Annotated in this window: 16 protein-coding genes and 3 tRNA genes; 10 read left to right on the top strand and 9 right to left on the bottom strand. The window is 66.8% G+C overall.

All coding sequences use genetic code 11. The annotated features are described in order from the left end of the window. Positions 1 to 155: 155 nt before the first annotated feature. From ACSYS9_RS06810 to ACSYS9_RS06800, 3 genes are read left to right on the top strand one after another with little or no spacing between them, the layout of a single operon-like run. Entirely contained in the window at positions 156 to 1,397 is a 1,242-nt protein-coding gene (locus tag ACSYS9_RS06810) for an efflux RND transporter periplasmic adaptor subunit (protein WP_071228425.1), read from the top strand. Further along, positions 1,394 to 3,352 carry a MacB family efflux pump subunit gene (locus tag ACSYS9_RS06805; protein ID WP_071228426.1) on the top strand — a complete coding sequence of 653 codons (1,959 nt, stop codon included), beginning with the start codon at positions 1,394 to 1,396 and terminating at the stop codon, positions 3,350 to 3,352. Before ACSYS9_RS06810 ends, ACSYS9_RS06805 begins: the two co-directional genes overlap by 4 nt. After that, entirely contained in the window at positions 3,349 to 4,788 is a 1,440-nt protein-coding gene (locus tag ACSYS9_RS06800; protein WP_071228427.1) for a TolC family protein, read from the top strand. Before ACSYS9_RS06805 ends, ACSYS9_RS06800 begins: the two co-directional genes overlap by 4 nt. Positions 4,789 to 4,864: 76 nt before the next feature. Here the strand turns inward: ACSYS9_RS06800 and rlmB are convergent, their stop codons facing one another. The 3 genes from rlmB to rnr all read right to left on the bottom strand — a co-directional run bounded on the left by rlmB (position 4,865) and on the right by rnr (position 8,801). Then, complete coding sequence (rlmB, locus tag ACSYS9_RS06795; RefSeq protein WP_005408775.1) at positions 4,865 to 5,608, bottom strand: 23S rRNA (guanosine(2251)-2'-O)-methyltransferase RlmB; 744 nt, start codon at positions 5,606 to 5,608, stop codon at positions 4,865 to 4,867. 156 nt (positions 5,609 to 5,764) lie between these two features. Further along, positions 5,765 to 6,247: a GFA family protein gene (locus ACSYS9_RS06790; protein WP_071228428.1), complete on the bottom strand. Its 483-nt coding sequence runs from the start codon at positions 6,245 to 6,247 to the stop codon at positions 5,765 to 5,767. Between the two features lie 94 nt (positions 6,248 to 6,341). Continuing rightward, positions 6,342 to 8,801, bottom strand: coding sequence for a ribonuclease R (gene rnr / locus ACSYS9_RS06785; RefSeq protein WP_071228429.1), 2,460 nt, complete (start codon positions 8,799 to 8,801; stop codon positions 6,342 to 6,344). Positions 8,802 to 8,929: 128 nt separating this feature from the next. Here rnr and ACSYS9_RS06780 point away from each other — a divergent pair. Both ACSYS9_RS06780 and ACSYS9_RS06775 read left to right on the top strand, forming a co-directional pair. Then, positions 8,930 to 9,014, top strand: a tRNA-Leu gene (locus ACSYS9_RS06780). A gap of 206 nt (positions 9,015 to 9,220) precedes the next feature. Then, positions 9,221 to 9,305: transfer RNA gene (locus tag ACSYS9_RS06775), tRNA-Leu, on the top strand. Positions 9,306 to 9,361: 56 nt separating this feature from the next. Here ACSYS9_RS06775 and ACSYS9_RS06770 read toward each other — a convergent pair. Next, positions 9,362 to 10,108 (bottom strand): sulfite exporter TauE/SafE family protein, encoded by a 747-nt coding sequence (locus tag ACSYS9_RS06770; RefSeq protein WP_071228430.1) that lies wholly within the window; start codon positions 10,106 to 10,108, stop codon positions 9,362 to 9,364. Between the two features lie 99 nt (positions 10,109 to 10,207). Between ACSYS9_RS06770 and ACSYS9_RS06765 the strand changes: the two genes are divergently transcribed. The 3 genes from ACSYS9_RS06765 to ACSYS9_RS06755 all read left to right on the top strand — a co-directional run bounded on the left by ACSYS9_RS06765 (position 10,208) and on the right by ACSYS9_RS06755 (position 11,845). Further along, positions 10,208 to 11,107, top strand: a complete 900-nt coding sequence (locus ACSYS9_RS06765; RefSeq protein ID WP_071228431.1) for a LysR family transcriptional regulator — start codon at positions 10,208 to 10,210, stop codon at positions 11,105 to 11,107. 50 nt (positions 11,108 to 11,157) lie between these two features. Further along, a tRNA-Leu gene (locus ACSYS9_RS06760) sits at positions 11,158 to 11,242 on the top strand. A 324-nt stretch (positions 11,243 to 11,566) separates the two neighbouring features. Further along, a complete protein-coding gene (locus tag ACSYS9_RS06755) occupies positions 11,567 to 11,845 on the top strand; it encodes a hypothetical protein (RefSeq protein ID WP_049461950.1) in 279 nt (92 codons plus the stop codon). Between the two features lie 110 nt (positions 11,846 to 11,955). Here ACSYS9_RS06755 and emrB read toward each other — a convergent pair whose 3' ends face one another. Genes emrB through emrR form a run of 4 tightly spaced genes read right to left on the bottom strand, consistent with a single transcriptional unit; the run spans position 11,956 to position 16,673 of the window. Continuing rightward, positions 11,956 to 13,542 carry a multidrug efflux MFS transporter permease subunit EmrB gene (emrB, locus tag ACSYS9_RS06750; RefSeq protein WP_071228432.1) on the bottom strand — a complete coding sequence of 529 codons (1,587 nt, stop codon included), beginning with the start codon at positions 13,540 to 13,542 and terminating at the stop codon, positions 11,956 to 11,958. Positions 13,543 to 13,549: 7 nt separating this feature from the next. Continuing rightward, the gene (gene emrA / locus ACSYS9_RS06745) at positions 13,550 to 14,728 is read right to left on the bottom strand and encodes a multidrug efflux MFS transporter periplasmic adaptor subunit EmrA (protein WP_071228433.1); all 1,179 of its coding nucleotides are present in this window, start codon (positions 14,726 to 14,728) and stop codon (positions 13,550 to 13,552) included. 11 nt (positions 14,729 to 14,739) lie between these two features. Further along, entirely contained in the window at positions 14,740 to 16,233 is a 1,494-nt protein-coding gene (emrC, locus tag ACSYS9_RS06740) for a multidrug efflux transporter outer membrane subunit EmrC (RefSeq protein WP_071228434.1), read from the bottom strand. Further along, a complete protein-coding gene (gene emrR, locus ACSYS9_RS06735) occupies positions 16,230 to 16,673 on the bottom strand; it encodes a multidrug efflux system transcriptional regulator EmrR (protein WP_032127923.1) in 444 nt (147 codons plus the stop codon). Before emrR ends, emrC begins: the two co-directional genes overlap by 4 nt. A gap of 172 nt (positions 16,674 to 16,845) precedes the next feature. Here emrR and ACSYS9_RS06730 point away from each other — a divergent pair, with 172 nt between their 5' ends. Next, complete coding sequence (locus ACSYS9_RS06730; RefSeq protein ID WP_049399506.1) at positions 16,846 to 17,727, top strand: helix-turn-helix domain-containing protein; 882 nt, start codon at positions 16,846 to 16,848, stop codon at positions 17,725 to 17,727. 60 nt (positions 17,728 to 17,787) lie between these two features. Then, positions 17,788 to 20,031 carry a DNA topoisomerase IV subunit A gene (gene parC, locus ACSYS9_RS06725; RefSeq protein WP_005408764.1) on the top strand — a complete coding sequence of 748 codons (2,244 nt, stop codon included), beginning with the start codon at positions 17,788 to 17,790 and terminating at the stop codon, positions 20,029 to 20,031. A 303-nt stretch (positions 20,032 to 20,334) separates the two neighbouring features. On the opposite strand, the gene bfr is transcribed toward parC, so the two are convergent. Further along, complete coding sequence (gene bfr, locus ACSYS9_RS06720) at positions 20,335 to 20,823, bottom strand: bacterioferritin (RefSeq protein WP_004151115.1); 489 nt, start codon at positions 20,821 to 20,823, stop codon at positions 20,335 to 20,337. Positions 20,824 to 20,945: the final 122 nt, after the last annotated feature.

The following is a 20,945-nucleotide window of genomic DNA, read 5'->3' as shown; positions in this document are numbered from 1 at the left end:
ACCAGTGTATCCAGCCATGGGCGGGATACCTGTGGTTACGCGTATTCACCGACAGTGTTACATAGAGACATACCCCGAGGATTGAGCCGCCCATCGCCCGGTCTTCACAATGCCCACCAACGCCGCCACCGCGGCCCCGAGAGTGAAGCCACGACGTGACGTTCCGCCTGCTGCCCGCGACCCGCCGGGGTCGCCTGATACTGATCGCCCTGCTCGCCCTTGCCGTTGCCGCAGCCGCCTGGTGGCTGCTGCGCAAGCCCGCCGCCCCGGCGGTGGCGACCACGCCCGTCAGCCGTGGTGACATCGAGCAGACGGTGGACGCCACCGGCGTGATCGACGCCTACAAGCTGGTCAGCGTCGGTGCCCAGGCCTCGGGCCAGATCAAATCGCTGAAGGTGCAGCTGGGCGACACCGTGAAGGAAGGCGACCTGATCGCCGAGATCGACGCCACCACCCAGCAGAACCAGGTGCTCAATGCGCAGGCCTCGCTGGACCAGGTCACCGCCCAGCGCGCCGTGCAGCAGGCCACCCTGCGCCAGGCCGAACTGGAATTCGCGCGCCAGCAGCAGATGCTGGCCGCCGAGGCCACCTCGCGCCAGGAATACGATGCCGCCGAGGCGCAGCTGAAGACCGCCCGCGCCCAGCTGCAGTCCTACGAGGCGCAGATCAAGGGCCGCGAAACCGAGCTGGGCACCGCCCGCGCCAACCTGGCCTACACCCGCATTACCGCGCCGATGGACGGCACCGTGGTGGCGGTGGTGGCCGAGGAAGGTCGCACCGTGAACGCCAACCAGACCGCACCGACCATCGTCATGCTGGCACGGCTGGACGTGGTCACGGTCAATGCCGAGATCTCCGAGGCCGACGTGGTCAAGATCAAGGCCGGCATGCCGGTGTACTTCACCACGCTGGGCGATCCGGACCGCAAGTACCACGCCACGCTGCGCCAGATCAATCCGGCGCCGGCCTCGATCGCCAACGAGAGTTCGTCCAGTTCCAGCAGTTCGTCCAGTTCCAGTTCCAGCAGCGCGGTCTACTACAACGCGTTGTTCGACGTGGAGAATCCGGATGGCACCCTGCGCATCGACATGACCGCGCAGGTGTCGGTACTGCTGAAGCAGGCCAAGGGCGTGCTGATGGTGCCGGCGGTGGCACTGGGGCCGAAGCGCCGTGGCGACGAGCGCATGGTGCGGGTGCTGGACGACAAGGGCCAGCCGCAGCCGCGCAAGGTTACCGTGGGCATCAACAACGGCGCCTCGGCCGAGATCCTGTCGGGACTGAAGGAAGGCGAGCGCGTGGTGGTCGGCGAAGCCGGTGCGGCCGGTGCCAGCGCCGGCGGCGGCAACCGCGGCGGCATGCAGATGCGGGTCGGCGGCCCGGGCATGGGGCGCCGATGAGCACGACGGCGCCGCTGCTGCGCCTGCGTGACCTGCGACGCGAATTCCCGGCCGGCGACGATGTGATCGCCGTGCTGCGTGACGTCAACCTCGACATCCACGCCGGTGAGATGGTGGCCATCGTCGGCCAGTCCGGCTCAGGCAAGTCGACGCTGATGAACATCCTCGGCTGCCTCGATCGTCCCACCCGTGGCAGCTACCAGGTGGCCGGCCGCGAAACCGGGAAGATGGAGCCGGACGAGCTGGCCGAACTGCGCCGCGAGCATTTCGGCTTCATCTTCCAGCGCTACCACCTGTTGGGCGACCTCGATGCGCGCGGCAACGTGGAAGTGCCGGCGGTGTACGCCGGCAGCCCCGGCCCGGTGCGCAACGCGCGTGCCGAGCAGCTGCTGCAGCGGCTGGGCCTGAGCGACCGCATGCACCACAAGCCGGGCCAGCTGTCCGGCGGCCAGCAGCAGCGCGTGTCGATCGCCCGTGCCCTGATGAACGGCGGCGAGGTGATCCTGGCCGACGAACCGACCGGCGCGCTCGACACGAAATCCGGTGAGGAAGTGATGGCGATCCTCGGCGAGCTGCACGCCGAAGGCCACACCATCATCATCGTCACCCACGACATGAGCGTGGCCGAACACGCGCAGCGGATCATCGAGATCCGCGACGGCGAGATCATCGCCGACCGCGCCAACCCGAATGCACCGACCTACCGCGCGCAGCGCGAGGCCAGCACCGGCGTCGCCCGTGGCGACAGCTGGCGGGCCGCGCGCGACCGCTTCACCGAAGCATTCCGCATGGCGTTGCTGGCGATGAATGCACATCGGCTGCGCACCTTCCTGACCATGCTCGGCATCATCATCGGCATCGCCTCGGTGGTCTCGGTGGTGGCGCTGGGCAATGGCTCGCAGCAGCAGATCCTGCAGAACATCAGCGCGCTCGGCACCAACACCATCGATGTCTACCCCGGCCGTGGTTTCGGCGACATGCGCTCGGCCCGCGTGCAGACGCTCAAAGCCAGTGATGCCGATGCGCTGGCCCGGCAGAGCTACGTCGACAGCTCCACGCCCAGCGTGTCGACCTCGGTCACCGCGCGTTACCGCAACCAGTCCTCCACCGCCCAGGTCAGCGGCGTCGGCGAGCAGTTCTTCCGGGTCAAGGGCGTGACCCTGCTCAGCGGCAGCTTCTTCGATGCCGATGCGGTGAAGAGCCTCGGCCAGGTGGCGGTGATCGACGAGAACACCCAGACCCAGTTCTTCCCCGATGTCGATCCGATCGGCCAGGTGATCCTGCTCGGCAACGTGCCGGCACGCGTGGTCGGCGTGGCCAAGCGCCAGAGCTTCGGCTTCGGTGGCAGCACCAGCCTGAGCGTGTGGCTGCCGTACACCACGGTGATGTCGCGCATGCTCGGCCAGAGCCACGTGTCCAGCATCACCGTGCGCGTGGACGACGCCACGCCGATGGATGCCGCACAGGAAGCGATCACCCGCCTGTTGACGATGCGCCATGGCACCGAGGACTTCTTCCTCAGCAACAGCGCCGAGATCCGCCAGACCATCGAGCAGACCACGCGCACGATGACCCTGCTGATCGGTGCCATCGCCGCCATCGCGCTGCTGGTCGGCGGCATCGGCGTGATGAACATCATGCTGGTGTCGGTGACCGAGCGTACCCGCGAGATCGGCGTGCGCATGGCCGTCGGTGCACGGCAGAGTGATATCCGCCAGCAGTTCCTGATCGAAGCAGTGCTGGTGTGCCTGCTCGGCGGCGTGCTCGGCATCGGCCTGGCCCTGCTGCTGGGCTCGATGATCGGCCGCTTCGCCAGCGACTTCCAGGTGCTGTTCTCCACCGCCTCGATCGTCGCCGCCTTCGCCTGCTCGACCCTGATCGGCGTTGCGTTCGGCTTCCTGCCCGCGCGTAACGCCGCGCAGCTCGACCCGGTGGAGGCCCTGGCCCGCGAATGAAGATGATGACCCGACTGCCCTTCCCTGCCCCCTCGCGCCTGTTGCTGGCGGGCGCTGTACTGCTCGCCCTGTCCGGCTGCGCATCGATGGGCCGCTATCCGGTGCAGGCCCCCGACGTGGCGGCGACCTACGGTCGTGGCGACGCCGCCCTCAATGCGCCCGCCGACGATCCGCGCAGCAGCCTGGATACTCCGGGCCGCGACATCCGCCAGGACACCTGGTGGACCGGTTTCGGCGATGAACGTCTCGACCGTCTGGTGGCGCAGGCGCTGGCCGCCAACAGCGATCTTGCCGCCGCTGGCCTGGCCGTGCAGCGTTCGCGCCTGCAGGCCGGCCTGGCCAGCAACGCGTTGTGGCCGCAGCCTTCGTCTTCAGGTGTGAGTGGTAGCGCCAGCCGCGCCACCGACCAGGCCGACGACTGGCGCCGCAGCTATTCCACCGGCGTCTCGCTGGGCTGGGAAGTGGACCTGTGGGGCCGCCTGCGCACCCAGCGCGACATCGCCCGCTGGGAAGCCGAGGCCAGCGAGGAAGACCGGCAGAACACCGCGCTGCTGGTGATCAGCGACACCATCAACCAATACTGGAACCTGGCCTATCTCAACCAATCCATCGCCACCGGCCAGGCCAACCTGGAGCGGCTGGAACGTACCCGCGAACTGGTCCAGGCCCGCTTCGACGCCGGTGCGGTATCGCGCCTGGAAGTACGCCAGGCACTGCAGAACCTGCAGTCACAGCGTTCCTCGCAGAGTGCGCTGGAACAGCAGCGGGTGGAGGCGCGCAATGCACTGACCGTGCTGCTGGACGGCACGCCCTGGCCGCAGCAGGACGAACCGCAGGACCTGCTCGGCGCACGCAGCCCCAGCATCGCGGAGGGCCTGCCGACCGACCTGCTCGGTCGCCGTCCCGACCTGCGCGCGGCCGAACTGCGCCTGCGCAACAGCCTGAAGACCATCAAGGTGACCGCTACCCAGTACTACCCGGCGCTGAGCCTGACCGGCAGCCTCGGTTCCAGCGCGACCTCGCTGGGCGATGTGCTGCGCAACCCGGTCGCCACGCTGGGCGCCGGCCTGTCGCTTCCGTTCCTCAACCTGCAGCGCGCGCAGCTGGATACCGATATCGCCGGCACCGCCTACCAGATCGCCGCGACCAATTTCCGCAAGACGCTGTATACCGCGCTCTCGGAAGTGGACAACGCGCTGTCGGCACGCGAGCAGCTGGCGCGCCAGGTGGCGGCCTCGCAGGCTTCGTACGACGAAGCGGTGGAAGTGGAACGGGCGCAGGAAGTGCGCTACCGCGTGGGTGCCACCGACCTGCGCACCTGGCTGGAAGCGCAGCAGACCCGGCGCGATGCCGAGCTGTCGCTGGCGCGCGTGCGCCAGGGCCAGCTGAACAACGACGTCACCTTGTTCAAGGCACTGGGCGGCAGCGCGGGGTGAGGCGGCAAGAGCGCCAACCAAGGTTGGCGACTACCTGGTGGGTGTCGACCTTGGTCGACACAGCCGCTGCTGCCGATCAACCGCGCTGGCGCACGGCCTCGAACAGGCTGACACCGGCCGCGACGGAGACGTTCAGGCTCTCGATCTCGCCCGGCATCGGGATCTTGACCAGGCCATCGCAGTTCTCGCGGGTCAGGCGGCGCAGGCCATCGGCTTCACCGCCCAGCACCAGCGCGATGTTGCCCTTCAGGTCCAGCTGGTACAGCGAGGCGGTGGCTTCGCCGGCCAGGCCGTAGATCCACACGCCCTGCTTCTGCAGGTCCTTCAGGCAGCGCGACAGGTTGGTCACCGCCACCACCGGGATCAGATCGGCGGCACCGGCCGAGGTCTTGCGCACGGTGGCATTGACCGTGGCCGACTTGTCCTTGGGGATGATCACGGCAGTGGCGCCGGCGGCAGCGGCCGAGCGCAGGCAGGCGCCCAGGTTGTGCGGGTCCTGCACCTCGTCCAGCACCAGCAGCAGGGCCTTGCCCTCGGCTGCAGTGACCAGGCCTTCCAGCTCGTTCTCGCTGTAGGTCCGGGCCGCGGCATAGCGTGCGGCCACGCCCTGGTGGCGTACTGAACCGCCCACGCCGTCCAGCGCCTGGCTGTTGACCTTGCGCACGTCGATGCCCTTGCGGCGGGCGTTTTCCTCGATCTCGGTCAGGCGCGGGTTCTTCGCACCGGCCTCGACCAGCACTTCGCGGACGTTCTCGGCGTCGTTCTCGATGGAGGAGGCGACGGCGTTGACGCCGACAATCCACTGGCTGTTCTTGCTCATGCGGGCGGGGACCGGAAAGGGGGTGGCTATGGTAGAGCATCGGCGGGCCGGGCGCTGCGGCCGGCGCTCTGTAGCGCCGAGCCCATGCTCGGCGGGCGGCGGCCGATGAAGCCTGGACCCTGAGCAGCCGAGCGTGGGCTCGGCGCTACAGGCGGGTCATCGGCTGCGCGGCGGCCAGTGCGGGGTGTCGTGGTCCGGATGCTGGTGGGACACGATGGTGGCCAGGAAATCCAGCGCCGCGATGTCTTCCTCGGTGCGCCGCGCCGGCAGGCTGGCCAGGCTGTCGACGAAGGGCAGCTTGCGTTCGACTCCGTACTGGATGGTCGGTGGCAGGCGTTCGGGTTGGTCAAAGGCACCAGCGGCCACGGCCACGCCGTCGGGGGCTTCATAGGTCAACGGGGTACCGCAGTCGGCGCAGAAGCCACGCCGCACCACGTTGGACGACTGGAAATAGCGCGGCTGGCCGCGGGTCCAGCTGAACTGCACGCCGCGCACCGACACCAGCGGCGCATAGTAGGCACCGAAGGCCTTCTGGCACATCCGGCAATGGCAGATCGAGCTGTCGGTCAGCTCGCCTCGCGCCTGGAAGCGAATCGCGCCGCACTGGCAGCCGCCGCTGTATTCGGGTTGGCCCTGCATGCGATGTCTCCTGGTGGTGCCGGCCGCTGGCCGGCAACCCGTCGGTGCCGAGGGTGCCATGGATGCCGGCCAGCGGCCGGCACTACCACGGTCATCAATATTTCTCTTTCTTCCGCTTGGCCGGCTTGCCACGCTCGGGCAGCGGCGGCAGGCCATCGCCCTCGTCTTCGCCCTTGTGCTCGACCAAGCGGAAGTCGATCTTGCGCTCTTCCATGCTGGCCTTCAGCACCAGGATGCGCACGCGGTCGCCCAGCCGGTAGCTGCTGCCACGGCGTTCGCCGGTCAGCGTCTTGCGGGTGGCGTCGAACTTGTAATAGTCCTGCGGCAGCTGGGTCACATGCACCAGGCCCTGCACCTTGGACTCGTCCAGTTCCACGAACAGGCCGAAACTGGTCACGCCGCTGATCACGCCGTCGAACTGGCCGCCCACGTGCTTTTCCATCCACGCCGCGCGGTAACGCTCGTCGACTTCGCGCTCGGCCTCGTCGGCACGACGCTCACGCTCGGAACACTGCAGCGCCAGGGCTGCCATTTCGCGTGCGTTGTAGGTGAACTTATCCAGCGGCTTGCCGGACAACGCATGCTTGATCGCACGGTGTACCAGCAGGTCGGGGTAACGGCGGATCGGCGAGGTGAAATGCGCGTACGCGTCCAGCGCCAGGCCGAAGTGGCCGTGATTTTCCGGGCTATAGATCGCCAGGCTCTGGCTGCGCAGCAGCACCGATTCCAGCAGCGTGGCATCGGGGCGGTCGCGGATCTTCTTCAGCAGCTTGGTGTAGTCACCCGGGCGCACCTTCGACCACGGCGGCAGGCTCAGCTTGAACTCCTTGAGGAATTCCAGCAGGTCGGCGTACTTGGTTTCCGGCGGCTTCTCGTGGATGCGGTACGGCGCCGGCACATGGCGCGACAGCAGGTACCTGGCCGCCTCGACGTTGGCCGCGATCATGCACTCCTCGATCAGCTTGTGCGCGTCGTTGCGCACCAGCATGCCGGCCTGGGTCACTTCACCGCGGTTGTCCAGCACGAAGCGCACTTCACTGCTTTCGAACTCGATGGCACCGCGCTTGGCACGTGCCTTGGACAGCACCTTGTACAGCTGGTGCAGGCGCTGCACCTGCGGCAGCAGGTCGCCCATCCAGGCCTTGGTATCGGCATCGTCCTCGCCCACCGCCTTCCACACCTGGGTGTAGGTCAGGCGCGCATGCGAGTTCATCACCGCCTCGTAGAAGCGCGAATGCGTGACCAGGCCATCGCGGTCGATCTGCATGTCGCAGACAAAGCACATGCGGTCGACCTTCGGCATCAGCGAGCAGATGCCGTTGGACAGCGTCTCCGGCAGCATCGGCACCACGAAGCCCGGGAAGTACACCGAGGTGGCGCGCTTCTGCGCCTCCTCATCCAGCGGCGCGCCGGGGCGCACGTAGTTCGAGACATCGGCGATCGCCACCACCAGGCGGAAACCCTCGGCATTCGGCTCGCAGTACACCGCGTCGTCGAAGTCCTTGGCATCCTCGCCGTCGATGGTGACCAGCGGCGTGCTGCGCAGGTCGACGCGGTCGCCGATCATTGCGGGCTCGACCACCAGCGGCACCGAGGCCGCTTCGTCCAGCACCTCCTGCGGGAACTCGAACGGCAGCTCGTGGCCGTGGATGGCGGTCTCCACCACCAGCGACGCGGTCAGCTTGTCGCCGAGCACGGCGATGATGCGGCCGATCGGCGGACGGCGGCTGTCCGGCGCCTGGGTCAGTTCGCAGACCACCAGCTGGCCGTCGCGTGCACCACCGGTCTGGTCCGGCGGCACCTGCACGTTGCGCTGCACGCGCTTGTCGTCGGGCACCACATAGTTGATGCCCATTTCGATGCTGAAGCGGCCGATCAGGCGGGTCATGCCGCGTTCGAGCACGCGGGCGATGCTGCCTTCGCGACGGCCACGGTGATCGATGCCGGTCACGCGGGCCAACACCTTGTCGCCGTGCATCACCTTGCGCATCTCATACGGCGGCAGGAACAGGTCGTCGCCGCCTTCGACCGGGCGCAGGAAGCCGAACCCTTCCGGGTTGGCGATCACCACGCCGGTGACCAGGTTCAGTGTCTGGATCGGAGCGAAACCGCCCCGGCGGTTCTGCACCAGCTGGCCATCACGGACCATGGCGCCGAGCCGGCGCGACAGCGCCTCGGCCCGGTCCGGCGCGGTCAGGCCCAGGCGCGCGCCCAGTTCTTCGGCGGTCTGCGGCCCTTCGCAGCGCTCCAGCAGGGCCAGGATGGCCTCGCGGCTGGCGATGGGCTGTTCGTATTTCTCGGCTTCGCGGGCGGCATAGGGATCGTCGATCACCTTGCCGGTCGGCGGCAGCTTGCGGCCCGGTGCCGGGCCCGGGGCGTCGGTGCTACGGGCCTTGCGGCCTCGCGGCGGTGCACCGCCGTCATTCAATTCGGGGAACCAGCCCGGCAACGGCTTGCCCGGCTTGGGAGTGCGGGCTGCGCCCGTCTTGGCGCCCTTCTTCGGGGCCTGGCTGCGGGACGTGCTCCCGCCCTTGCTTGGTTTTTTGGTAGTCATCGCCCTACATGGTAGCCGCTGACGGCGTGCAGAACGGGTCAGCGGCCACCTTGAAGGCCTTGCATGAAAAATATTCAGGAAGTCGTTGACAGCCTGCGGATTCATCTTCACAATTGCGCCTCTGGAACGCCCAGGTGGCGGAATTGGTAGACGCACTAGTTTCAGGTACTAGCGGGTAAAACCGTGGAGGTTCGAGTCCTCTCCTGGGCACCAACGAAAAAACTCCTCGCTTCGGCGGGGATTTTTTTTGCCTGCGATCCGGCGCTGGGGTCGGATTCCTTTCCACAGGAAAGGGCTCTGACCTCAACGCGAGCCCCATCGGTTCAGAGCCCGTTTCGCAGGCGAAACATGATCCGACCCCGGATCTACGAAAGGTGTTGACACCCCCGTCACAGCACCCCATAATCTCGCTCCTCGACGCCCAGGTGGCGGAATTGGTAGACGCACTAGTTTCAGGTACTAGCGGGTAAAACCGTGGAGGTTCGAGTCCTCTCCTGGGCACCACGTCGAGAATGAGAAAAACCCGCGAAAGCGGGTTTTTTCATGCCCGGAATGCGGCATCAGAACAACGGCCGCAGCACCAGCTCCAGGCCGAGCAGCAGCAGGAATCCCAGGAAGCAGGCGCGGAACACGCGCGCACTGATCCGCTGCCGGATCACCTGGCCCAGCCACATGCCCAGCAGCGCCGGCACCACCGCCAACGCACTCAGCCCCAGCTGCTGGATGCCGAACGCACCGTGCAGCACCAGGCCGGTGGTCAACGAAATCGTCGACACGGTGAACGCCAGCCCCAGCGCCTGCACCAGCTCCTCGCGCTGCAATCCCAGCGACTGCAGGTACGGCACCGCCGGCATCACGAACACGCCGGTGGCGCCGGTCACCACACCCGACAACGCCCCCACCATCGGCCCCAGCCATCGCTCGCGCCGCTGCGGCACGCGGAACACCGGCGCAAGCAGGGCATAGGCCGCATAAACCACCAGCGCAACGCCCAGCGCAACACGTGACCAGGTGCGATCGACCCGCACCAGCAGCGCTGCCGAACCCAGCGTCACCACCACCACGGCCAGCATCATCGGCCACAGGCGCCGCACGATGTGGCCCAGTGAGGGGCCGGACAACAGCTGCCACGCATTGGTGACGAAGGTGGGGATGAACAGCATCGATGCCGCCGCCACCGGCGACAGCGCGCCACCGAGCAGACCCATCGCCACTGTCGGCAACCCCATGCCGGTCACGCCCTTGACCACACCGGCCAGCACGAACACCACCACCAGCAGCACGTAGAAGTACATCGATTCATTCATGCCTTCATTGGATCGGCCGGCCGCTCGGCGCACAATGCGGTCTTCCCGGCCTCGCCTTCGGCTGATCCGAAGGCGCAGGCGTTGCGATGAGGGCATCACATGCGGATGGATATCGCCGACCTGCGCCTGTTCCTGGCCATTGCCGAGGCGGGCAGCATCACGGCCGGTGCCGCGCAGGCAAACCTGGCACTGGGCTCAGCCAGTGAGCGCCTGCGCACGATCGAAGCCGATGCCGGTACCCCGCTGTTGAACCGGCACCCACGCGGCGTCAGCCTGACCGAAGCCGGTGCCGCGCTCGCCCACCATGCACGCTTGATCCTGCAGCAGCAGGCACAGCTGCGCGGTGAACTGCAGGCGTTCGCGCACGGTGCGCGCGGCACCCTGCATCTGTATGCCAACACCGCAGCGCTGACCAACTACCTGCCCTCTCGGCTGGCACCGTGGCTGGCCGAACGCCCGCGCCTGCACGTGGAACTGCTGGAGCGCACCAGCCCTGAAGTCGTGCGTGCGATCAGTGCTGGCCAGGCCGAGGCCGGCATCATCAGCGATGCGGTCGACGCTGCCGGCCTGCAGCAGCATGTGGTCGCCGAAGATCCACTGGTGATGCTGCTGCCCGCAGACCACCGATTCGCATCGCAGCGCAGCGTGACCTTCACCGATGTTGCCGGCGAGACCTTCGTCGCACTGGCCGATGGCAATGCACTGCAGACCTACATCGAGGACCAGGCGCGCGACATCGGGCGCCGCCTGGACGTACGCATCCGCATGAAGACCTTCGAAGGCGTATGCATCATGGTCGGCCACGGCATTGGTGTCGGCATCGTGCCGCGGACCATCGCCCGCCAGCATCGGCGCAGCACGCATACCGTCGCCGTACCGCTCGCCGATGCATGGGCACAGCGCCGCCTGTGCGCCTGTTTTGCCGAGTGGGCGCAGTTGTCATCGGCAATGCGCAGCCTGCTGCTTCACCTGGGCGTGCAGCCGCAGAAAAAGGTGTGAAATGTTGTTGACACATCCTCTGCCGTACCGCACAATTCATCTCCTGAGTCGCCCAGGTGGCGGAATTGGTAGACGCACTAGTTTCAGGTACTAGCGGGTAAAACCGTGGAGGTTCGAGTCCTCTCCTGGGCACCATGACTCAAGATGATCAAACCCGCGAAAGCGGGTTTTTTCGTTTCCGGGGTTTGGCGAGCCTGGCATCGCATCTACCGCTGGAACTGTCGTATCTAGCACCACCCGGCAGTCGCCTGCTGCTGCATACCGCCTCCCGGCGCGTCGTTACCAGACCTTGAACGGCCTCCTTTTGGGGCGCATTTCACTTTAGCCGTTCAATTCGTACTTTTCCTAGTCGAGATTTACCCGATTCCTTTTCGGTGGAAGGCAGATTTACAGAAGCCGGTTGCAGGTGTATCGCCACGACCTGACCAGCGCCCTCCCCATTCCCCAAAGGACGCACCCATGCAGCGCAGCATCATCTGCCCTCACTGCCATACCGGCTCGAACCACGGCGTACGCGTATGCGTGGGATGCCAGGCCGAGGTCCACTACGGCGCATCGAAGGAGGCCGTAATGCTGGTCTTTGTTGCCGCCATCATCTGCGGCGCACTGGTCGGCAGCCGATTGCAGGCCACTGCTGGCTGGCTCACATGCGGCGCCGTACTTGTGGCGGGAATGTGGGCCATCACCCGATTGTTCTGCGATCGGGTGGTGTTCAAGCGCGTCTATCGCACGCGCTGAACCTGCGCCGCGGCACGATCCCAACGGCAGGGCCCGTGCGACCCGCGGTGCACAAACAAAAACCCCGCCTTGCGGCGGGGTCAAAATACAGCACGTGTTTCCAGGGAGTTTCAGTGTCCGCCACCGGCGGCTGCACCCGCACCCGCGCCGAACGGCGGCTTGGCCAGCCACAGGAACGCGATGATCGCCAGGAAGATCCAGCCCAGCAGGAAGAAGATGTCGTTGAAGCCCATCTGCGATGCCTGGTGGTTGATCATGTTGTTCAGTACCGCTGCGCCGTGCTGCAGGTCGCCCTGCCCCATCGCCGTGACCTGGTCCTGCATGCCCGGCTGATAGGCCGAGATATGCTCGGTCAGGTCGGCATGGTGCACCTGGGTGCGCCGCGCCCACAGCCACGTCGTCAGCGACGCCGCGAAACTGCCGCCCAGCGTTCGCAGGAACGTGGCCAGGCCGGAGCCCGCCGCGATCTCGCGTCCATCCAGGTCCGACAGCAGGATCTGCAGCACCGGCATGAAGAACAGCGCGACGCCGATGCCCATGATCAGCTGCACACCCGCCACATGGTTGTAGTCCACCTGCAGGTTGAAGTTCGAACGCAGGAAGCTGGTCATCGACAACACAATGAACGCGACCGTGGCCAGCATGCGCATGTCGAAGCGCGAGGCATACTTGCCCACGAACGGGGTCATGATCACCGGCAGGATGCCGATCGGCGCTGTCGCCAGGCCCGCCCAGATCGCGGTGTAGCCCATGTCACGCTGCAACCACTGTGGAATCAGCAACGCCACGCTGAAGAACGCCGCGTAGGCCACCACCATCGCCAGCGTACCGGCGCGGAAGTTGCGATGCCGGAACAGCTTCAGGTCGACGATCGGATCCTTGTCGGTCAGTTCCCAGATCAGGAACACCGTCAGCGTGACCACGGCCACGCACGCCAGCACCACGATCTTCATGGACGAGAACCAGTCCTCGTCGTTGCCCAGGTCGAGCACCAGCTGCAGCGCACCGACACCGATCACCAGGGTGACCAGGCCGACGTAGTCCATCTTCGGCTTCTCGATGTGCTCCGGGCGCCCCTTCAGCTGGTTGCCCACAACGAGCGCAGCGAAGATGCCCAGCGGCACATTGATCAGGAAGATCCATTCCCAGCTGTAGTTGTCGGTGATCCAGCCACCGAGAATGGGGCCGCAGATCGGCGCCACCACCGTGATCATCGCCAGCAGCGCCAGTGCCTGCCCGCGTTTCTCCCGTGGATAGATCGAGACCAGCAGCGACTGCGTGATCGGGTACATCGGGCCGGCCACGAAACCCTGCAGCGCACGCGACAGCACCAGCATGCCCATGCTCTGCGCCAGGCCGCACAGCAGCGAGGTGATGACGAAGGCCAGCGTGGCCCAGACGAACAGCTTGCGTTCGCCGAAGCGGCGGCTGAGCCAGCCGGTCAGCGGCAGCGCGATGGCTGTGCTGACCGCGAACGAGGTGATGACCCAGGTCGCCTGCTGCGAACTGGCGCCGAGGTTACCGGCGATGGTCGGCAGCGAGACGTTGGCGATGGTGGTGTCGAGCACCTGCATGAACGACGCCATCGCCAGGCCGACGGTGCACAGGGCGACGCTGGGCGGCAGGAACCCGGAGGCCGCACCCGGCGCCGCCGGGGCACCCGGAGCACCGGGCGCGGCTGGAGCTTGTGCGGACATGGCGACCTCAGCCCACCTTCGCCTGCTGCGGCAGGTTGCCCTGGATGATCGTGTGGATCACCTCGTCGGCATCATGCAGCTGCTTGGCATACACGTCGGTGTCGAACACCGTGCCCTTGGCCGGGGTGCTCGGCAGCACTTCGCCCTTCTGGTCGCGCAGGCTCACTTCGGCCTTCATCGACAGGCCGATGCGCAGCGGGTGTTCGGCCAGCTGCTTGGCATCGATGGCGATGCGTACCGGCACGCGCTGAACGATCTTGATCCAGTTGCCGCTGGCATTCTGCGCCGGCAGCAGCGAGAACGCCGAGCCGGTGCCCAGGCCCAGGCTCTGGACGCGGCCCTTGTACTTCACGTCACCGGCGTACAGGTCCGACTTCAGCTCCACTTCCTGGCCCAGGCGCATGTGGCGCAGCTGGGTTTCCTTGAAGTTGGCCTCGACCCACATCTGCTCGGTCGGCACCACCGCCATCAGGGCATTGCCCGGCTGCACGCGCTGGCCAACCTGCACCGAACGACGGGCGACGTAGCCGGTGACCGGCGCGACGATTCCGGCGCGGGCGTTGTTGAGGAAGGCCTGGCGCAGCTGCGCGGCGGCGGCCTGCACATCCGGCTGGGTGGCGATCACGGTATCGTCGACCAGCGCGCGGTTGCGCTCGACGGTCTCGCGCGAACCGGCCACGGCCGCTTCGGCAGCGGCCAGCTCATCGCGGGCATGGGCCAGTTCTTCGTTGGAAATGGCGCCGGTGGCGGCCAGGTCCTTGCGGCGGGCGAAGTCTTCGCGCACGCGCTTCAGGGTCACCTGGCGGGCGTTCAAGTCCGCCTGGGCGCCTTCCACGCTGCGGTACAGACCGCGGGTCTGGCGCACCGTCTTGGCCAGGTTGGCTTCGGCCTGCTGCAGTGCCACCGCAGTGTCGGACGGGTCCAGCTGCACCAGCAGCTGGCCGCGCTCCACGCGCATGCCGTCATCGGCGTTGATGGCGACCACGGTACCGGCCACCAGCGGGGTGATCTGCACCTGGTTGCCCTGCACGTAGGCATCATCGGTCTCTTCGAACCAACGGCCGAACATGAAGTACCACAGCGCCAGTGCGGCAAGCAGCAGCACGACGATCACGAACAGGCCGCGCAGCAGGTTGCCGCGGCGGTTGGGGGCGGCCGGGGCCGCAGTGTCTTGGGTCTGGCTCATGGCGGAAGTCTTCAGGAATGCGAGGAATCGGAATGGGAGGCGATCGGTGCGCGGTCGGCGTCAGAGGGCTGGAAACCACCGCCCAGCGCCTTGCTCAAGCGCACCGAGGTCTGCACCTGCTGCGACTGCAGGCCGGCCAGCTGCTGCTGCGACTGCAGCAGGGTGGACTGCGCGGTCAGCACGTCCAGGTAGCTGCCGATGCCGGCGCGGTAGCGCTGCTGGGCCAGGTCGAAGGCCGAACGTGCGGTATCCACCGCCTGCTGCTGCGAATGCGCCTGCTGTGCCAGCGAACGCACCGCGTTGACCTGGTCGGCCACGTCGCGCAGTGCATCGAGCACGGTCTGGTTGTAGTTGGCCACCGCCAGGTCGTACTGCGCATCGGTGTTGGCCAGGTTGGCGCGCAGCTTGCCGCCTTCGAAGATCGGCAGGCTCAGCGCCGGTCCGATGTAGGCGAAGGTCGAACTGCTTTTCAGCAGATCACCCACGTTCGGTGCGACGACGCCAGCCAGTGCGGTCAGGTTGAAGCTCGGGTAGAACTTGGTCCTGGCGACCTTGATCTGCTTGTCGGCCGCTTCCACGCGCCAGCGCGCGGCAACGATGTCCGGGCGACGACCCAACAGTTCGCTGGGCAGCACGCCCGGCAGCTGCAGCGCCATCGGATTCAACGCCTGCGGGCGCTGGATCGACAGGCCACGGTCCGGACCCTTGCCGACCAGCGCGGCCAGCGCGGTGCGGGCCGCATCGATGCGCTGCTGCGCGGCCTGCACCTGCTGCTGCGCGGCGGGCACGCGGGCCTCGGCCTGGCGCACCTGCAGATCACTGTCGATGCCGGCGCTGCGGCGTTGGCGGGTCAGTTCCAGCGACTTCTGCGAGCGGCCCAGCTCTTCTTCGGCCACGTCATTGAGCTGCCATGCATACGCCAGGTCGGCATAGGCCTGGGTGATGCCGGTGGACAGGTTCAGGCGTGCAGCCTGGGCTTCGACAGTGGCGGCATGGGCGCCGTCCACGGCCGCTTCCCAGGCAGCGCGCTTGCCGCCCCACAGGTCCACGCCATAGCTGAAATCCAACGCGACCTGGCTGCTGCCAGCGTAATGGCCTCCCATCTCGCTGCCGGCCATCGACTCGGGCAGGCGCAGACCGGTATAGCCACCGGACACCGACAGGCTCGGCAGGCGATCGGCACGCGCGGTACCGACCTGCGACTGCGCCTGGCGCAGGCGCGCATCGGCAGCGTCCAGGCTCGGGTGGCCAGCCAGGCCCTCGGCGACCAGCGCGTCCAGCTGCGCATCGCCCAGCGCCTTCCACCAGTCCTGCGCCGGGAAGCCGGTGGCGCTCAGGTCGGTGTCGGCCAGGGTGCGTTCGCTGTGCAGGCTGTCCACGTCGAGCACGTGGCCCTGCGGGTTGAGGCCACGACTGCTGGCGCAGGCGGCCAGGGCCAGGGCCAGCGCTGATACCAGCAGCGCGCGCCCGGACCGGCGGAGAGTGGATTGCGGGATCGGGTTCATGGGGTCGTCAGGGAATCGCGGATTCGGGTGAGGAGGGACAGCAGCTGCGTGCGCTCGTCAGCGGAAAGATCACGCAGGGCGTAATCCATCACCGCGTCGCCACGCAGCTTCAGCCGCGCCCACAGTGCGCGGCCTTCATCGGTCAGCACGATCTGCAGCGCACGCCGGTCCTGGGCATGCGGTTCGCGGCGGACGCAGCCCAGCGACTCCAGCTTGTCCAGCAGGCGGGTCACTGCACTGGGCACCTGGTCGATGGCCTGGGCCAGCTCGTTGGCCGTGCACGGAGCCATGTTGGAAAGCACCTTCAACCCGATGTAATGGGTGAAGCCGATACCCAGGTCTTCTTCAGCCATGGACGCGTCGAGTTGACGGACCAGGCCATCGCGCACCTGGCGCAGCAGCAGGCCGAAGCTGGGGGGAGTGGTTGCAGGACAGATCATGGGGGAGCATTCTCTTCCAAAAAAAATATTTCTCAATGGAAATATTCGATCTGGCATCGAATGCTGTGTTGCAGCAGCGGGCTGGATCAACGAAGGCGCCTACCTTAATGATCTGGTCAGGTGGCCCGGTAGTACAATTAAGCCAATGGATGACACATTTCAGCCAGCGGATATGATGAACAAGGCAGAAATCCCCCCTCCCAAGCGATTGCTGCGCGACGACGCCCTGGATTGGTTCGAGCGCAATGACGGGCCACCGGTTGTCGCCTTCCGCTTCGACAGCCCCTTGGGCCTGGTCCGTGAAGTGGACTGGCACCACCATCAGCGCGCGCAGCTGATCTGCGTCGAACGCGGCCTGTTGACCACCCGCACCTCGCACGGAACGTGGTCACTGGCGCCGGGCTCGGCCGGCTGGATGCCGCCGCTGGAGCCGCATACGGTCACCCTCGACGGCCCGCTGCGTGGCTGGGGCATGGCGCTGGCCGCACCGGCCTGCGCCACCCTGCCCGCCGATCCCTGCGTACTGGGCCTGTCCAAGCTGGCGCAGGCGCTGGCCGACCGCATCTGCGAATGGCCGCTGGGCTACGACACCACGCCCGAGCGCCAGCACATCATCGAGGTGCTGCTGGACGAGATCCGTACCGCGCCGCGCCAGCGCATGCACCTGCCGATGCCGCATGACCGGCGCCTGCTGAAGATCGCCTCGCAGCTGCTGGCCGACCCGTCCGACGAGCGCAGCCTGGCCGAATGGGCGCACTGGGCCGGGCTGTCGCCGCGCAGCCTGACCCGCCACTTCCGCGACGAGACCACGCTCAGCTTCGCGCAGTGGCGGCAGCAGGCCCGGCTGTCCGAAGCCCTGCGCCAGCTGACCGACGGCCGCAGCGTGGCCGATATCGCCCACGCGCTGGGCTTCAGCAGCGCCAGCGCCTTCGTCACCGTGTTCCGCCGCCACTTCGGGCTGCCACCGGGGCGCTACCTGGCACGGGCCGGACACGGCCTGGAAACCGGGCTGGACCCTGCGCGCGGCTTGGCATCCCCCGCCGCATCCGGATAATCACAGGATTGCGAGCGGCGACCGCCGTCGCCGCCTCCCGACAACAGGTAACAACGCCGCATGACCGAACTTGCCCGCCCCGTGTTCCACGGATTCGAACAACTGCCGCTGCGCGAGTACGCCGAACGCGCCTACCTCGACTACTCGATGTACGTGGTCCTGGACCGCGCCCTGCCGTTCATCGGCGACGGCCTGAAGCCGGTGCAGCGCCGCATCATCTATTCGATGAGCGAGCTGGGCCTGAATGCCGCGTCCAAGCCGAAGAAGTCCGCGCGTACCGTCGGTGACGTCATCGGTAAGTACCACCCGCATGGCGACAGCGCGTGCTACGAGGCGCTTGTGCTGATGGCACAGCCGTTCTCGTACCGCTACCCGCTGATCGAGGGCCAGGGCAACTTCGGCTCCAGCGATGACCCGAAGTCGTTCGCGGCGATGCGTTACACCGAATCCAAGCTGACCCCGATCGCCGAAGTACTGCTGGGCGAACTGGGCCAGGGCACCACCGACTGGGCACCGAACTTCGACGGCACCCTGCAGGAACCGACCTGGATGCCAGCGCGGCTGCCGCACCTGCTGCTGAACGGCACCACCGGCATCGCCGTGGGCATGGCCACCGACGTGCCGCCGCACAATCTCAACGAGATCGTCAGCGCACTGCTGCACCTTCTGGACAACCCCGATGCGACCGTGCGCGACCTGTGCGAGCACGTGCAGGGCCCGGACTACCCGTCCAGCGCCGAGATCATCACCGCCGCCAACGATCTGCGGAACATCTACGAGACCGGCAACGGCAGCGTGCGTGCGCGTGCGACCTTCAACAAGGAAGCCAACAACATCGTGGTGACGGCGCTGCCGTTCCAGGTGTCGCCGTCGAAGGTGATCGAGCAGATCGCCGCGCAGATGCGCGCCAAGAAGCTGCCGTGGCTGGAAGACATCCGCGACGAATCCGACCACGCCAACCCGGTGCGCGTGGTGCTGGTGCCACGTTCCAACCGCGTCGACGCCGACCAGCTGATGGGCCACCTGTTCGCGACAACGGACCTGGAGCGCAGCTACCGCGTCAACCTCAACGTGATCGGGCTGGACGGCCGTCCGCAGGTGAAGAACCTGAAGATGCTGCTCAGCGAATGGCTGACCTTCCGCAGCAACACCGTCACCCGCCGCCTGCAGCACCGCCTGCAGAAGGTCGAGCGCCGCCTGCACCTGCTGGAAGGCCTGCTGGTCGCCTTCCTCAACCTGGACGAGGTGATCCACATCATCCGTACCGAGGACGAACCGAAGGCGGCGCTGATCGCGCGCTTCGGCCTGTCCGAGGAACAGGCCGAGTACATCCTGGAAACCAAGCTGAAGCAGCTGGCCCGCCTGGAAGAGATGAAGATCCGCGGCGAGCAGGACGAGCTGGCCAAGGAACGCGAGAAGATCCTCGGCATCCTCGACAGCAAGGCCAAGCTGAAGAAGCTGATCCGCGACGAACTGACCGCCGATGCCAAGAAATTCGGCGACGCGCGCCGTTCGCCGCTGGTGCAGCGCCAGGCCGCCCAAGCCATCGACGAGACCGAACTGGTGCCGAGCGAGCCGATGACCGTCGTGCTGTCGGAGAAGGGCTGGATCCGTGCCGCCAAGGGCCACGACGTCGATGCGTCCGCCCTGTCCTATCGCGATGGTGACGCCCTGCAGGGCGCGGTGCGTGCGCGCAGCACCCAGCAGGTCGCGTTCCTCGACAGCGAAGGTCGCGCCTACTCGACGCCGGTGCACACCCTGCCCTCCGCGCGTGGCAACGGTGAGCCGCTGACCGGCCGCTTCTCGCCGGCAGCGGGCACCAGCTTCGTGACCCTGGCCAGCGCCGAGCCGGATGCCCGCTTCGTGCTGGCCTCCAGCCATGGCTACGGCTTCGTCACCCGCTTCGAGAACCTGATCGGTCGCAACAAGGCCGGCAAGGCGATGCTGAACCTGTCGTCCGGCTCGTCGGTGCTCACCCCGTCGATGGTCGCCAACGTGGCCACCGACCGCATCGTGGCGGTGACCAGTTCCGGCAACCTGCTGGCAATCGCCGCCAACGACCTGCCGGAACTGGACAAGGGCAAGGGCAACAAGATCATCGAGATCCCGAAGGCCAAGCTCGCCACTGAACGCGTGGTCGCCATCGTGGCGATCAGCCCGGGGCAGACCCTGCAGGTGCGCAGCGGTCAGCGCACGATGGGGCTGAAGTTCAACGAGCTCGACGCCTACCTCGGCGCCCGCGCCACCCGCGGCCACCTGCTGCCGCGCGGCTGGCAGAAGGTGGAAGGGTTGTCGGTGGAATAAGGGCTTGGGCCCTGCTCCTGGTGGGTGTCAACCTTGGTTGACACGCCTTGCCGGAGACCAGACACGAAAAAGCCGGGGCATTCCCCGGCTTTTTCGTTGTCGGCGGGCGGGCGGTGGAGCGGCTGGCTGGCGAAAGCTGGCTGGCGATGCTCCGGTGCTGGCGGGCGACAGAACGCTGTGCTTCTTCTGGTAGAGCCGACCGCTGGTCGGCTGCTTTTTGCCTCTGGTAGAGCCGACTGTTAGTCGGCTGCCGTTTGGAGAGCGGCCGACTAACAGTCGGCCCTACTGGATCGCGGTGCCGGCTCAGTGCGCCGGGGCGCCGTTGCCGTCGATCTTGCTCAGCTGGTACAGCTCCAGGCCGATGCGCTTGATCAGGCCCAGCTGCTGCTCCAGCCACCAGGCGTGGTCTTCCTCGGTGTCCTTCAGCTGCGCCAGCAGCATGTCGCGGCTCACGTAGTCACCCTTCTCTTCGCACAGCTTCATACCGGCGGCGAGATTGTTCCGAACCGCGTATTCAGTGTCGAGATCCTTCTGCAGCATTTCTTCCACGGTCTTGCCCGGCTCGGTGGCATGCGGGCGCATGTCCGGGTCGCCGCCGAGGAACAGGATCCGGCGCAGCAGCGCGTCGGCGTGCTGGGTTTCCTCTTCCATCTCGTGGTTCAGGCGTTCGTACAGCGCGAACAGGCCCTGGTCCTCATAGCGGCGGGAATGGATGAAGTACTGGTCGCGGGCAGCGAGTTCGCCGCGCAGCAGTTCCTTCAGGCAGGCGATGACGTCCGGGTTGCCTTTCATGGGGGGGCTCCTGTGAATCGATGCGGCATAGGGTGCCGCATTTCAAAATACGGTGATCTAATCGGAATCAGTCGCAGTTGCGCCTGCGGCTACAATCAGCCCACAAGTTCGGAAAGGACGTG

The organism is Stenotrophomonas sp. STK17_22 (assembly GCF_051983905.1).
Lineage (GTDB): Bacteria > Pseudomonadota > Gammaproteobacteria > Xanthomonadales > Xanthomonadaceae > Stenotrophomonas > Stenotrophomonas maltophilia_A.
Note: the sequence above shows the minus strand (reverse complement) of the source record. Positions and strands in the feature narration are given on the sequence as shown.

What these genes read in the sequence shown, in the direction of transcription:
- ACSYS9_RS06755 (WP_049461950.1), top strand. Translation starts at nt 11,567, where the DNA reads ATGCAGCGCAGCATCATCTGCCCTCACTGCCATACCGGCTCGAACCAC.
- ACSYS9_RS06805 (WP_071228426.1), top strand. Translation starts at nt 1,394, where the DNA reads ATGAGCACGACGGCGCCGCTGCTGCGCCTGCGTGACCTGCGACGCGAA.
- ACSYS9_RS06790 (WP_071228428.1), bottom strand. Translation starts at nt 6,247, where the DNA reads ATGCAGGGCCAACCCGAATACAGCGGCGGCTGCCAGTGCGGCGCGATT.
- emrA (WP_071228433.1), bottom strand. Translation starts at nt 14,728, where the DNA reads ATGAGCCAGACCCAAGACACTGCGGCCCCGGCCGCCCCCAACCGCCGC.
- parC (WP_005408764.1), top strand. Translation starts at nt 17,788, where the DNA reads ATGACCGAACTTGCCCGCCCCGTGTTCCACGGATTCGAACAACTGCCG.
- rlmB (WP_005408775.1), bottom strand. Translation starts at nt 5,608, where the DNA reads ATGAGCAAGAACAGCCAGTGGATTGTCGGCGTCAACGCCGTCGCCTCC.
- emrB (WP_071228432.1), bottom strand. Translation starts at nt 13,542, where the DNA reads ATGTCCGCACAAGCTCCAGCCGCGCCCGGTGCTCCGGGTGCCCCGGCG.
- ACSYS9_RS06800 (WP_071228427.1), top strand. Translation starts at nt 3,349, where the DNA reads ATGAAGATGATGACCCGACTGCCCTTCCCTGCCCCCTCGCGCCTGTTG.
- bfr (WP_004151115.1), bottom strand. Translation starts at nt 20,823, where the DNA reads ATGAAAGGCAACCCGGACGTCATCGCCTGCCTGAAGGAACTGCTGCGC.
- emrC (WP_071228434.1), bottom strand. Translation starts at nt 16,233, where the DNA reads ATGAACCCGATCCCGCAATCCACTCTCCGCCGGTCCGGGCGCGCGCTG.
- rnr (WP_071228429.1), bottom strand. Translation starts at nt 8,801, where the DNA reads ATGACTACCAAAAAACCAAGCAAGGGCGGGAGCACGTCCCGCAGCCAG.
- emrR (WP_032127923.1), bottom strand. Translation starts at nt 16,673, where the DNA reads ATGATCTGTCCTGCAACCACTCCCCCCAGCTTCGGCCTGCTGCTGCGC.
- ACSYS9_RS06730 (WP_049399506.1), top strand. Translation starts at nt 16,846, where the DNA reads ATGATGAACAAGGCAGAAATCCCCCCTCCCAAGCGATTGCTGCGCGAC.
- ACSYS9_RS06770 (WP_071228430.1), bottom strand. Translation starts at nt 10,108, where the DNA reads ATGAATGAATCGATGTACTTCTACGTGCTGCTGGTGGTGGTGTTCGTG.
- ACSYS9_RS06765 (WP_071228431.1), top strand. Translation starts at nt 10,208, where the DNA reads ATGCGGATGGATATCGCCGACCTGCGCCTGTTCCTGGCCATTGCCGAG.